The 13,607-nt window shown below is 65.0% G+C and carries 8 protein-coding genes; 4 read left to right on the forward strand and 4 right to left on the reverse strand.

The window, feature by feature from the left end:
* Positions 1 to 100: 100 nt before the first annotated feature.
* Positions 101 to 910, forward strand: a complete 810-nt coding sequence (locus tag ACNQQL_RS24010; protein ID WP_027786965.1) for an IclR family transcriptional regulator — start codon at positions 101 to 103, stop codon at positions 908 to 910.
* Between the two features lie 100 nt (positions 911 to 1,010).
* Here the strand turns inward: ACNQQL_RS24010 and pbpG are convergent, their stop codons facing one another.
* Positions 1,011 to 2,177: a D-alanyl-D-alanine endopeptidase gene (pbpG, locus tag ACNQQL_RS24015; protein WP_347066171.1), complete on the reverse strand. Its 1,167-nt coding sequence runs from the start codon at positions 2,175 to 2,177 to the stop codon at positions 1,011 to 1,013.
* Positions 2,178 to 2,837: 660 nt separating this feature from the next.
* Here pbpG and ACNQQL_RS24020 point away from each other — a divergent pair.
* Positions 2,838 to 3,404, forward strand: coding sequence for a phasin family protein (locus tag ACNQQL_RS24020; RefSeq protein ID WP_034183551.1), 567 nt, complete (start codon positions 2,838 to 2,840; stop codon positions 3,402 to 3,404).
* Between the two features lie 205 nt (positions 3,405 to 3,609).
* Here the strand turns inward: ACNQQL_RS24020 and lpdA are convergent, their stop codons facing one another.
* The 3 genes from lpdA to aceE all read right to left on the reverse strand — a co-directional run bounded on the left by lpdA (position 3,610) and on the right by aceE (position 10,063).
* Positions 3,610 to 5,376, reverse strand: a complete 1,767-nt coding sequence (lpdA, locus tag ACNQQL_RS24025) for a dihydrolipoyl dehydrogenase (protein WP_347066174.1) — start codon at positions 5,374 to 5,376, stop codon at positions 3,610 to 3,612.
* Positions 5,377 to 5,651: 275 nt separating this feature from the next.
* The gene (gene aceF, locus ACNQQL_RS24030; RefSeq protein ID WP_347066176.1) at positions 5,652 to 7,298 is read right to left on the reverse strand and encodes a dihydrolipoyllysine-residue acetyltransferase; all 1,647 of its coding nucleotides are present in this window, start codon (positions 7,296 to 7,298) and stop codon (positions 5,652 to 5,654) included.
* A gap of 68 nt (positions 7,299 to 7,366) precedes the next feature.
* The gene (gene aceE / locus ACNQQL_RS24035; RefSeq protein WP_347066178.1) at positions 7,367 to 10,063 is read right to left on the reverse strand and encodes a pyruvate dehydrogenase (acetyl-transferring), homodimeric type; all 2,697 of its coding nucleotides are present in this window, start codon (positions 10,061 to 10,063) and stop codon (positions 7,367 to 7,369) included.
* A 273-nt stretch (positions 10,064 to 10,336) separates the two neighbouring features.
* Here aceE and fixL point away from each other — a divergent pair, with 273 nt between their 5' ends.
* Entirely contained in the window at positions 10,337 to 12,853 is a 2,517-nt protein-coding gene (gene fixL / locus ACNQQL_RS24040; protein ID WP_034183547.1) for an oxygen sensor histidine kinase FixL, read from the forward strand.
* Positions 12,850 to 13,488: an oxygen response regulator transcription factor FixJ gene (fixJ, locus tag ACNQQL_RS24045; RefSeq protein ID WP_006493245.1), complete on the forward strand. Its 639-nt coding sequence runs from the start codon at positions 12,850 to 12,852 to the stop codon at positions 13,486 to 13,488. The genes fixL and fixJ overlap by 4 nt, the downstream gene beginning before the upstream one ends.
* The last annotated feature ends 119 nt before the right edge of the window (positions 13,489 to 13,607 follow it).

The following is a 13,607-nucleotide window of genomic DNA, read 5'->3' on the forward strand; positions in this document are numbered from 1 at the left end:
GCGCGAAGCGAGGACTTCCTCGAACGGCGTTCGCTTTTTTCACAATACGAGATACAATCGGCGCAACACCGCCTGACGCGTCAACCGATTCCTCCCCGACATGAGCCAACCCACCCCGGATTCAAAAACGTCGATCCAGGTGATCGAACGCATGATGCGGCTGCTGGACGCGCTCGCCGCGCACAGCGACCCCGTCAGCCTGAAGGAGCTTGCGCAGCGGACGGAGCTGCATCCGTCGACCGCACACCGCATCCTCAACGACATGGTGACCTGCCGTCTCGTCGACCGCTCCGATCCCGGCACGTACCGCCTCGGCATGCGGCTACTCGAGCTCGGCAACCTCGTGAAGGCGCGCCTGTCGGTGCGCGACGCGGCGCTGATGCCGATGCGCGAACTGCACCGTCTCACCGGGCAGACCGTGAACCTGTCGGTGCGCCAGGGCGACGAGATCGTCTATATCGAGCGCGCATATTCGGAGCGTTCGGGGATGCAGGTCGTCCGCGCGATCGGCGGCCGCGCGCCGCTGCACCTCACGTCGGTCGGCAAGCTGTTCCTCGCGGCCGACGAAACGTCGCGCGTGCGCGCCTATGCGACGCGCACGGGGCTGTCCGGCCATACGCAGAACAGCATCACCGACATCGCGAAGCTCGAGCGTGAGCTGACGATCGTCCGCCAGCAATCGTGCGCACGCGACAATGAAGAGCTGGAACTCGGCGTGCGCTGTATCGCGGCCGGCATCTACGACGATTCGGGCAAGCTCGTCGCGGGCCTGTCGCTGTCGGCGCCGGCCGATCGCCTTCAGGACGCGTGGCTCGGCCAGTTGAGCCGCACGGCGCTCACCATCTCGGAATCGCTCGGCTACCGGCCGGCGCCCACGAAGGATGCGGACGGGCTGCAGCGGCAGGCATAAGCCACCTTCACCGGCCCCGGTTCTCCCGAACGAAAAAACCCCGCGATTGCGGGGTTTTTTCTTGCAGCCAATCGGCGCGACGGCGGACCGCCGCAGACGATCAGGTGCCGCCGTTCGGCGTGTTGGCTGCCGTCAGGCGCTCGCCGCCGCCGGCATCGAGCCAGTTGCGCAGGCGTGCCGCGTCGGCGAAGCGCGAATACTTGCCGAATGAATCGAGCAGCACCATCACCATCGGCCGGCCGTGGATCGTCGCCTGCATCACGAGGCACTCGCCCGCTTCGTTGATGAAGCCCGTTTTCTGCAAGCCGATGTCCCACGAGCCGTTACCGCGGATCAGCGCGTTCGTGCTGTTGTAGGCGAGATTGCGCTTGCCCGTGTACACCTCGTAGCTGCGATCGGTCGAGAACTGGCGGATCATCGGGTACTGGTACGCGGCATTGACCATCTTCACCAGATCGCGCGCGCTCGACACGTTCGAGCTCGACAGGCCGGTCGAATTCTCGAAATGCGTATCGGCCATGCCGAGCGCCTTCGCCTTCGCGTTCATCGCGGCGATGAACGCCGGACGGCCGCCCGGGTAATAACGCGACAGCGCGGCCGCCGCGCGGTTTTCCGACGCCATCAGCGCGATATGAAGCATGTCCTCGCGCGACAGCACCGAGCCGACCGACAGGCGCGAGCCCGTGCCCTTCTCGTAGTCGCGGTCTTCGTCGGTGACTTCGATCTGGTCGGCCATCGGCGACTTCGAGTCGAGCACGACCATCGCCGTCATCAGCTTCGAGATCGACGCGATCGGCACGACGGCGTGCGAATTCTTGTCGAACAGCGGCTCGCCGGAATTCTGGTCGACGACGTACGCGACGCTCGAGCGCAGCGCGAGCGCATCCGGCGTGTCGTGCAGGCCGAACGCCTGGCCGACCGTCGGCCGGCGCGGCTGGAACGCGACCTGGCGCACCGCGCCGCGGTGGCCGCCGTGCACGCCCGCCGCGAGCGTCATGCGCTTGCGCGACGCTTTCGCGCGCGGCGCATCGGCCGCGGCGACCTTGGCGGATTGGCTGGATGCTGCCTTGACCGACTTCTTCTTCGCGGACGAAGCAGGAGCGGCGGCCTTTTTCTTGGCGGCTTGTTGGGTCTTCGCAGTGGCGGCAAAGGCGTCAGCGGGCGCGACGGACGCGGCGGTCGCCAACAAGGCGACGGCGACCGACACAGCCGCGCCGAGCGTCATGCTCTGCAACAATCTGCGCGGTGAAAACGATTCGGCTTTCATTGGGGTCTGGACAAAGCGGGCGGGAGGTTTCCGCAAGTGTAGTTAAAGCTTAAAAAAAGAGCAATATTAGGCACTTACCGATCGTCGTTAAACCGGAATGTAAGGGTCGGCCAACCTCAGACCAATCGACCCTCCCGCCCCCATCGAAAAAAATCATGGGAAGCACTGCCCGACAGCGCCCGTCTCCCGATTACACACGGTTAATTGAGATAACGTCACTTTTGGGACAATTTAAAGCGGGGAAACTACGTATCCGGCGCTCGGCGGGCCTGCAGCGCCTCTTGAGCATGGCGAAGGCACATCGTCACGGCATGTCACGCATGCGCATCGAAACGGCGCGTTTTCGACAGGAACGGAAGGATAACGTTCCACAAGCCTGTCAGGTTTACCTGTGCATGCTCGTGGTGCGCCGCGCCTGCCCCGCGCCCGTGCGCACCATTTGGGATCGAGCGTGAAACCGATTCCGAACGGCCATGATAACTCGTTGTTTTATCGATAATTTGTCACGATTGTGCAACGCACAAAAAATACTTGACATCCGTTTTCTCTGCCCTAAAATACGTTTCATTGCTGCGTTGCACAAAGCACGCGCATCCGAGGTTCCCCATCGTAGTGCCCCCTTACCCTGCGATCGACGCGATCGCTTTTCAGGAGCTTGACATGTCCTTGCTGACCCCCGAGCAAATCGCCGCCGCACAGAAAGCCAACCTCGAAAGCCTGTTCGGTCTGACGACCAAGGCGTTCGAAGGCGTCGAAAAGCTGATCGAACTGAACCTGCAGGTCGTGAAGTCGACGCTGGTCGAGAGCCAGGAAAACGCACAGCGTCTGCTGTCGGTGAAGGACGCTCAGGAACTGATCGCGCTGCAAGCGAGCCTGTCGCAGCCGGTCGCGGAAAAGGTGCTGTCGTACGGCCGTCACCTGTACGAAATCGCATCGTCGACGCAAGCCGAGTTCACGAAGGTTGCCGAAGCGCAATTCGAAGAGCAGAACAAGAAGGTCCAGGCACTCGTCGACAACGTCGCGAAGAACGCCCCGGCCGGTTCGGAAACGGCTGTCGCCGCGCTGAAGTCGGCACTGAACGCTGCGAACACCACGTACGAAACGGTTCAGAAGGCAACGAAGCAAGCCGTCGAGATCGCTGAAACGAACTTCAACGCTGCTGCTGCCGTCGCAACGAAGGCTGCCACCGCCGCCGCTGCGCGTCGTTCGAGCAAGCCGGCCGCGTAAGCGTCCGCTGCTCCTGAGAGAGCCGCGCCCAGCGCGGCTTTTTTCGTTTCCGGTGCCGGAAACGGCGCGAACCGGCCGCCGTTCGCTACGCTCGAGCAGCCGTTCGAGCGCCGTGCCAGCCGCGAGCAAAAAAAACGCCGCCGCCCGGCTTGCCCGGGCGGCGGCGTTTTTCATGGCCGGTGCATGACCGGCCGTGCCGGTCGCGTTACTTCTTGCGTTGCGGCGGCAGGTCCGTACAGACGCCTTCGTACAGCTCGGCGGCCATGCCGACAGATTCGCCGAGCGTCGGGTGCGGATGGATCGTCTTGCCGATGTCTTCCGCGTCCGCGCCCATCTCGACGGCGAGGCACACTTCGCTGATCAGGTCGCCCGCGTTCAGCCCGACGATGCCGCCGCCGATCACGCGATGGGTTTCCTCGTCGAAGATCAGCTTCGTGAAGCCTTCGTCGCGGCCGTTCGCGATCGCACGGCCCGAAGCGGCCCACGGGAACACGGCCTTGCCGTACTTGATGCCTTCGGCCTTGCATTGGTCTTCCGTCTTGCCGGCCCACGCCACTTCCGGATCGGTGTACGCCACCGACGGGATCTGCAGTGCGTCGAAGTACGCCTTCTCGCCGTGCGCGGCTTCCGCGGCGACGTGGCCTTCATGCACGGCCTTGTGTGCGAGCATCGGCTGGCCGACGACATCGCCGATCGCGAAGATGTGCGGGACGTTCGTGCGCATCTGCTTGTCGACGTCGATGAAGCCGCGATCCGTGACGGCGACGCCAGCCTTGTCGGCGCCGATCTTGTTGCCGTTCGGGCTGCGGCCCACCGCGACGAGCACGAGGTCGTAGCGTTGCGCTTCCGCCGGCGCCTTCTCGCCCTCGAACTTCACGTAGATGCCGTCTTCCTTCGCTTCCGCGCCGACCGTCTTGGTCTTCAGCATCACGTTGCCGAAGCGCTTCGCGTTGTACTTTTCCCAGACCTTCACGAGATCGCGGTCCGCGCCCATCATCAGGCCGTCCATCATTTCGACGACGTCGATTTCGGCACCGAGCGTTGCGTACACCGTCGCCATTTCGAGGCCGATGATGCCGCCGCCGATCACGAGCATGCGCTTCGGCAGCTGGCGCAGTTCGAGCGCGCCCGTCGAATCGACGACCCGCGGGTCTTCCGGCATGAACGGCAGCTTCACGGCCTGCGAGCCTGCGGCGATGATCGCCTGCTTGAACTTGACGACCTTCTTGCCGTTTTCGCCCTGCACTTCCATGTGATACGGATCGACGAACGCGCCGACGCCCGTGACGACTTCGACCTTGCGCGCCTTCGCCATGCCGGCGAGGCCCGTCGTCAGCTTCTTGACGACGCCGCCCTTGAAGTCGCGCAGCTTGTCGAGATCGACCTGCGGCGTGCCGAACGTGATGCCGTGCGACGCGAGCGCCTCGGCTTCGTCGATGACGAGCGCCGTGTGCAGCAGCGCCTTCGACGGGATGCAGCCCACGTTCAGGCACACGCCGCCGAGCGTCGGGTAGCGTTCGACGAGCACCGTATTCATGCCGAGATCGGCTGCGCGGAACGCGGCCGAGTAGCCGCCGGGGCCGGCGCCGAGCACGAGCATGTCGCATTCGATGTCGACTGCGCCGGCGTAGCTGCCGGCTTGCGGCGCGGGCGCCGGGGCGGCTGCGGCCGGTGCCGGAGCAGCCGCTGCGGGCTTGGCCGGTTCGGGTGCTTTCGCGGGTGCGGCGGCGCCTGCCGATGCTTCGACGATGGCGATGACCGTGCCTTGCGAGACTTTCTCGCCGGCCTTGACCTTGACTTCCTTGACGGTGCCGGCGACGTCGCTGGGCACTTCCATGGAGGCTTTGTCCGATTCGAGCGTGATGAGCGTCTGCTCTTTTTCGATCACGTCGCCCGGCTTGACGTTGACTTCGATGACATCGACGCCGCTGAAATCGCCGATATCCGGAACCTTGACTTCGATGAGACTCATTACTGTCCCCTTCTTGATTAGCTGCAGACAGAGGGGGGAGAAACCCGCGAGCGAACTACGGCCTGACAAAAGAACGGCGACTTGGGGCAGAACCACCTTTGCTGTCCGCCCAAGGACGCGCCTTTCTTTTGGTTACTTTTCTTTGGAAGACAAAGAAAAGTGACCGCCGCCCCGCGCAGGGGCGACGCTAGCAGACCGTCAGGAAAGCCAGTTCAACGACGAAGCGTGGATAACCGACAAGAAACCCACGCCCCCGCGAGCAAACTCCCCGCTCATCAAAGAACGATGCGCCGGAAATCGCCGAGCAACGCGCCGAGATACGCATTGAACCGCGCGGCTTCCGCGCCATCGATCACGCGATGGTCATACGACAGCGACAGCGGCAGCATGAGACGCGGCACGAACTGCTTGCCGTCCCACACCGGCTTCATCTGCCCGCGCGACAACCCGAGGATCGCCACTTCCGGCGCGTTGATGATCGGCGTGAAGTTCGTCCCGCCGATCCCGCCGAGCGACGAGATCGAGAAGCAGCCGCCCTGCATCTGGTCCGGCTTCAGCTTGCCTTCGCGCGCGGCCTTCGACAGGTCGCTCATTTCCTTCGCGATGTCGACGAGACCCTTCTTGTCCGCATCGCGGATCACCGGCACGACGAGGCCGTTCGGCGTATCGGCGGCGAAACCAACGTGGAAGTACTGCTTGAACACGAGGTTGTCGCCGTCGAGGCTCGCGTTGAAGGTCGGGAATTTCTTCAGCGCGGCGACGACCGCCTTGATCACGAACGCGAGCATCGTGAACTTCACGCCCGCCTTCTCGTGCTCCTTGTTCAACTGGACGCGCAGCGCCTCGAGATCGGTGATGTCCGCTTCGTCGTTGTTCGTGACGTGCGGGATCATCACCCAGTTGCGATGCAGGTTCGCGCCCGAGATCTTCTTGATGCGCGACAGCGGCTTCGCCTCGAACGGGCCGAACTTCGAGAAGTCGACCTTCGGCCAGGGCAGCAGGTTCAGCTCGCCGCCGCCTGCCGGCGCGGCCGCTGCCGCGCCCGGTGCTGCGCGCTGGCCCGTCATCACGCCCTTCACGAAGCCCGTGACGTCGTCCTTCGTGATGCGGCCCTTCGGCCCCGAACCCTGCACGCGTGCGACATCGACGCCGAGTTCGCGCGCGAACTTGCGCACCGACGGCGAAGCATGGCTGGCGCGGTATTCGCCCGACGGCGTCGCGGCCGGTGCGGCGGCGGCCGGTGCCGGCGCAGCCTTCGCGGGTGCGGCGGCGGGCGCCGGAGCCGATGCAGCAGCGGCCGGAGCCGGTGCGCTCGCCTGCGGAGCGGCAGCCGGTGCGCCTGCGGCTTCGAGCAGCACGATCAGCGTGCCTTCCGACACCGAATCGCCGACCCTCACCTTGATGTCCTTCACGACGCCCGCAGCCGGGCTCGGCACGTCCATCGTCGCCTTGTCCGATTCGAGCGTGACGAGCGACTGCTCCTTCTCGACCGTGTCGCCGACCTTCACGCCGATCTCGATCACCGGGACGTCCTTGTAGTCGCCGATGTCGGGCACCTTCACTTCGAGCGTGCCGCCGGCCGCTGCCGGTGCGGCAGCCGGTGCTGCTGCGGCCGGTGCCGGCGCTGCCGCCGGAGCCGGGGCTGCAGCCGGCGCAGCCGCGCCGTTCGGCTGTGCGGCCGCGCCGCCTTCGAGCAGGATGATCAGCGTGCCTTCCGACACCGAGTCACCCACCTTCACCTTCACTTCCTTGACCGTGCCCGCCGCGGGGCTCGGGACGTCCATCGTCGCCTTGTCGGACTCGAGCGTGACGAGCGACTGCTCGGGCTCGACCGTGTCGCCCGCCTTCACGAGCACTTCGATGACGGGCACGTCCTTGTAATCGCCGATATCCGGCACCTTCACTTCGATCGCTTGACTCATCTGTATCTGTCTCCATGGCCGCGCGCGCTCCTCGCGGAAGCGACGCGCGACATCACACGGCGTGTGCGTTAAACGGTCATCGGGTTGGGCTTGGACGGATCGAGGTTGTACTTGGCGATCGCGTCCGCGACCACCTTGCGCTCGATCGTGCCTTCGTCGGCCAGCGCGTTGAGCGCGGCGACGGTGACCCAGTGACGGTCGACCTCGAAGAAGTGACGCAGCTTCTCGCGGGTATCCGAGCGGCCGAAGCCGTCCGTGCCCAGCACGACGAAGCGGCGATCGATCTGGCCGCGAATCTGGTCGACCAGCGCGCGGACGTAGTCGGTCGATGCGATGACCGGGCCCTGCGTGTCCTTCAGGCACTTCTGCACGTGCGACAGGCGACGCTCCTCGGTCGGATGGAGCAGGTTCCAGCGCTCGACCTGGTGGCCTTCGCGCGCGAGCTCGGTGAAGCTCGGCACGCTCCACAGGTCGGCGACGACGCCCCAGTCGTTCTTCAGCAGGTCGGCGGCGGCGATCACTTCGTTGAAGATCGTGCCCGCGCCGAGCAGCTGGACGCGCGGCGCCTTCTTGTCGGCGTCGGCCTTCCTGAACGCGTACATGCCCTTGATGATGTCGGCCGCCACGTGCTCGCCCTGCGGAATCGCCGGGTGCTCGTAGTTCTCGTTCATCACCGTGATGTAGTAGTACACGTCTTCCTGGTCCTGCACCATGCGGCGCAGGCCGTCCTGGATGATCACGGCCAGTTCGTAGCCGAAGGTCGGGTCGTAGCTCACGCAGTTCGGCACCGATGCCGCCCACAGGAGCGAGTGGCCGTCTTCGTGCTGCAGGCCTTCGCCGTTCAGCGTCGTGCGGCCCGCGGTACCGCCCAGCAGGAAGCCGCGCGAGCGCATGTCGCCCGCTGCCCATGCGAGGTCGCCGATCCGCTGGAAGCCGAACATCGAGTAGAAGATGTAGAACGGCACCATGATCTCGCCGTGCGTCGAGTACGACGTCGCCGCCGCGATCCAGTCGCACATGCCGCCCGCTTCGTTGATGCCTTCCTGCAGGATCTGGCCGGTTTCCGATTCCTTGTAGAACATCAGCTGGTCGGAATCTTCCGGCACGTACTTCTGGCCCTGCTGGTTCCAGATGCCGATCTGGCGGAACAGGCCTTCCATGCCGAACGTGCGCGATTCGTCCGGGACGATCGGCACGACGCGCTTGCCGAGCGCCTTGTCCTTCAGCAGGATGTTCAGGATCCGCACGAACGCCATCGTCGTCGAGATCTCGCGGCCTTCGCCCGTGCCCTTCAGCAGCGGCTCGAACGCGTCGAGCGCCGGCACCGGCAGCGACGTCGCCTTCTCGCGGCGGTGCGGCAGGTAGCCGCCGAGGTCCATGCGCTGCTTGCGCATGTATTCGAGTTCCTTCGAACCTTCCTCGAACTTCAGGTACGGCACGTCGGCGATCTGCTCGTCGGTGATCGGCAGGCGGAACTGGTCGCGGAACTTCTTCAGTTGCTCGACCGGCAGTTTCTTCTGCTGGTGCGTGATGTTCATCGCCTGGCCCGACTCGCCCATCCCGTAGCCCTTGATGGTCTTCGCGAGGATGACGGTCGGCGCGCCCTTCGTGTTGCTGGCTTCATGGAACGCCGCATAGATCTTGTGCGGATCGTGGCCGCCGCGGTTCAGCGCCCAGATGTCGTCGTCCGACCAGTCGGCGACCAGTGCCTTCAGCTCAGGCGAGTTGAAGAAGTGCTCGCGGACGAACGCGCCGGATTCCGACTTGTACGTCTGGTATTCGCCGTCGACGACTTCCATCATGCGGCGCATCAGCGCGCCCGTCTTGTCGCGCGCGAACAGCGCATCCCAGCGGCTGCCCCAGATGACCTTGATCACGTTCCAGCCGGCGCCGCGGAATTCCGATTCGAGTTCCTGGATGATCTTGCCGTTGCCGCGCACCGGGCCGTCGAGACGCTGCAGGTTGCAGTTGATCACGAACACGAGGTTGTCGAGCTTCTCGCGGCTCGCCATCCCGATCGCGCCGAGCGATTCCGGTTCGTCCGTCTCGCCGTCGCCGAGGAACGCCCACACCTTGCGGCCTTCCGTCGTCGCGATGCCGCGCGCCTGCAGGTACTTCATGAAGCGCGCCTGGTAGATCGCCATGATCGGGCCGAGACCCATCGACACGGTCGGGAACTGCCAGAAGTCCGGCATCAGCCACGGGTGCGGGTACGACGAAATGCCGTTGCCGTCGACTTCCTGGCGGAAGTTGTCGAGCTGCTCTTCCTTCAGGCGGCCGAGCAGGAACGCGCGCGAATACACGCCCGGCGACGAGTGGCCCTGCACGAACACGAGATCGCCGCCGTGCTGGTCGGACGCTGCGTGCCAGAAGTGGTTGTAGCCGACGTCATAGAGCGTCGCGGCCGACGCGAACGATGCGATGTGGCCGCCGACGTTCGTGTCCTTGCCGGCGCGCAGCACCATCGCCAGCGCGTTCCAGCGCGTGTACGAACGGATGCGGTGCTCGATGTCCTGGTCGCCCGGAATCTTCGCCTGGGCTTCGACCGGAATCGTGTTGATGTACGGGGTATTCGCGGAAAACGGCAGGTGCTCGCCGTGCATGCGGGCGAACTCGATCTGCTTTTCGATCAGGTAGTGCGCGCGGCCGGTGCCCACGGAGGAGATCACGCCATCGAGCGACTCCAGCCACTCGACGGTTTCTTGCGGGTCGTCGTCACGTTCGGCGGCGACATATTTCATCACTTCGTTCGGTACAGCGGACATTCTCGTCTCCTGGGTCCTGGAATGTGAGGATCGCTCTCGTGCAGACGACGCGACGCGACCGGCTGCGGGCAAGCTCCAGCGGATTGTAATGAGCGTGCGCGGGCCTGCGCAACAAAATTTTCGAATCGTGAGATCTTTTCTCACAATACGGAATATTGCTGCGCCGCACCCATGCTTCGGGGCTCTGCGGCACGTCCCGGCGGCATAAATCCGTTTCCGTTCAACATATCCGGTATGGGTTTTCCATGTATTGCGCTGCGCTACAATCCTGCCATGTTGACCGATCGGCTTTTCGCACGCTCGGCGCGACCGTCGGGCCCGCCGGCGGAGTCGCAGCCGTCCCGTTGGCACCACGGACCGTGGTGGTCCAATTCCTATTTGCTGACGCCGCTGCTGTCGATCCTCGTGTTCCTCGTGGTGATGAGCCTCATCCTGTGGAGCCTCAATCGCCGCGAACAGCAGCAGCAGGAAGACACCCTCTTCCGTAACGTCGCGTGGGCGCAGCAGCAGATCCGCCTGTCGATGACGGGCGCGCAGGAACAGCTCCAGGCGCTGTCGCGCGATCTCGCGTCGGGCCGCCTCGACCAGAACGCGTTCCAGATGGCCGTCGCGGACGTGATGCAGACGCATCCGGAAATCCTCTACCTGAACTGGTACACATCGCCCGGCGTGCAGCGCTGGCCGGCCGTGCATCCGCCGCTGCTCGGCCAGCGGCTCGCGAAGCCCGGCGACGCGCAGATGCAGGATGCCGTGCGCGGAGCCTATGACGAAGCGCGCAGCACGCGCCGCCAGGCCTATTCGCCGCTGATCTACGACGACTTCGGCAACGGCTTCATCACGCTGCAGACGCCCGTGATGCGCGGCGACCGCGAATATCTCGGCTCGATCGCCGCGGTGTTCTCGGTCGAAGGCATCCTGAAGCACGACATCCCGCAGGAGCTGTCGTCGAAGTACAAGATCTCGATCACCGACTCGAACAACCGCGAGCTGTCGTCCACGTCGACGCGCCCGCGCCTGCCGCGCGACTCGCACTACGACCTGCCGCTCGATCCGCCCGGCCAGGGGCTGACCGTGCGCGTGTACGCGTTCCCGCAGCTCACGAACCTGACCAACAACACACTCGTGTGGCTCGTCGCGGGGCTGTCGTGCTTCGTGCTGTGGAGCCTCTGGAGCCTGTGGAAGCACACGCGCCAGCGCTTCGAGGCGCAGCAGGCGCTGTACGCGGAGGCGTTCTTCCGCCGCGCAATGGAGAACTCGGTGCTGATCGGCATGCGCGTGCTCGACATGCACGGCCGCATCACGCACGTGAACCCCGCGTTCTGCCGGATGACGGGCTGGGACGAAACCGACCTCGTCGGCAAGGTCGCGCCGTTCCCGTACTGGCCGCGCGACGCTTATCCGGAAATGCAGCGCCAGCTCGACATGACGCTGCGCGGCAAGGCGCCGAGCTCGGGCTTCGAGCTGCGCGTGCGCCGCAAGAACGGCACGCTGTTCCATGCGCGCCTGTACGTATCGCCGCTGATCGACAGTTCGGGCCGCCAGACGGGCTGGATGTCGTCGATGACCGACATCACCGAACCGAAGCGCGCGCGCGAGGAACTCGCGGCCGCGCACGAGCGCTTCACGACGGTGCTCGAAAGCCTCGACGCCGCGGTGTCGGTGCTGGCCGCCGACGAGGCCGAGCTGCTGTTCGCGAACCGCTACTACCGCCACCTGTTCGGCATCCGTCCGGACGGCCATCTCGAGCTGTCGGGCGGCGGCTTCGACCGCGCGCAGGCATCGTCCGACTCGATCGACATGGTCGACGCGTTCGCGGGCCTGCCGGCCGCCGCGCTGACGAGCAGCACCGCGGATGCGCAGGAGGTGTACGTCGAGAGCATCCAGAAATGGTTCGAGGTGCGCCGCCAGTACATCCAGTGGGTGGACGGCCACCTCGCGCAGATGCAGATCGCGACCGACATCACGACCCGCAAGAAGGCGCAGGAACTCGCGCACCAGCAGGAGGAGAAGCTGCAGTTCACGAGCCGATTGATGACGATGGGTGAAATGGCGTCGTCGATTGCTCACGAATTGAACCAGCCGCTCGCCGCGATCAACAACTACTGCTCGGGCACGCTCGCGCTCGTCAAGAGCGGCCGCGGCACGCCCGAGACGCTGCAGCCCGCGCTGGAAAAGACCGCGCAGCAGGCGCTGCGGGCGGGGATGATCGTCAAGCGGATCCGCGAATTCGTGAAGCGCAGCGAGCCGAAGCGCCAGCCGGCGCGCGTCGCGGACATCGTCGCCGACGCGGTCGGGCTCGCCGAAATCGAGGCCAGGAAGCGCAGGATCCGGATCGTCACGGAAATCCTCGCAAGAATGCCTATTATTTATGTCGACCCCGTGCTGATCGAGCAGGTACTGATGAACCTGATGAAGAACGCGGCCGAGGCGATGGCCGACGTGAAGCCGGCGTCGGCGGACGGCGTGATCCGCGTCGTCGCCGACATCGATGCGGGCTTCGTCGACATCCGCGTGATCGACCAGGGTCCGGGCGTCGACGAAGCGACCGCCGAACGCCTGTTCGAACCGTTTTACAGCACCAAGTCCGATGGCATGGGCATGGGGCTGAACATCTGCCGTTCGATCATCGAATCGCATCGGGGGCGTCTGTGGGTGGTCAACAACGTCGAGCCGGATGGCCGCATTTCCGGCGCGACGTTCCACTGCAGCCTGCCTATTGGGGAACCCGCTGATCTCGGCCAAGGGGGGCGCGAGGCATCGGCATCACATACCGTAACGGGAGAACTATGAATAGCCCAGTCACCACCACTCAGGAAACCGTCTTTGTCGTCGACGACGACGAGGCCGTACGGGACTCGCTGCGCTGGCTGCTGGAGGCGAACGGCTATCGCGTGCAATGCTTCTCGAGCGCCGAACAATTCCTCGATGCATACCAGCCTGCGCAGCAGGCCGGCCAGATCGCATGCCTGATCCTCGACGTGCGGATGTCGGGCATGAGCGGCCTCGAACTGCAGGAGCGCCTGATCGCCGACAACGCCGCGCTGCCGATCATCTTCGTCACCGGTCACGGCGACGTGCCGATGGCCGTATCGACGATGAAAAAGGGTGCGATGGACTTTATCGAGAAACCGTTCGACGAAGCCGAGCTGCGCAAGCTCGTCGAGCGGATGCTCGACAAGGCCCGAAGCGAAAGCAAGAGCGTCCAGGAACAGCGTGCCGCGAGCGAACGCCTGTCGAAGCTGACCGCGCGCGAGCAGCAGGTGCTCGAACGGATCATCGCGGGCCGCCTGAACAAGCAGATCGCCGATGACCTCGGCATCAGCATCAAGACGGTCGAAGCGCACCGCGCGAACATCATGGAAAAGCTCAACGTCAACACGGTGGCCGACCTGCTGCGCCTCGCGCTGTCGAAGAAACAGGCCTGAGCGTTCGCCGGCCGCGGCGGCACTGCCCGCCCGGCCCGCAGCCCCCCGCGCGATGCGGCCCACTCGCGCGGCGGCGGCCTTTCCTCCCGGCGCGCGAGCGCCGCGGCCATGACGCTTCC

Source organism: Burkholderia sp. LFS061, assembly GCF_047978125.1.
GTDB classification, from domain to species: domain Bacteria; phylum Pseudomonadota; class Gammaproteobacteria; order Burkholderiales; family Burkholderiaceae; genus Burkholderia; species Burkholderia pyrrocinia_C.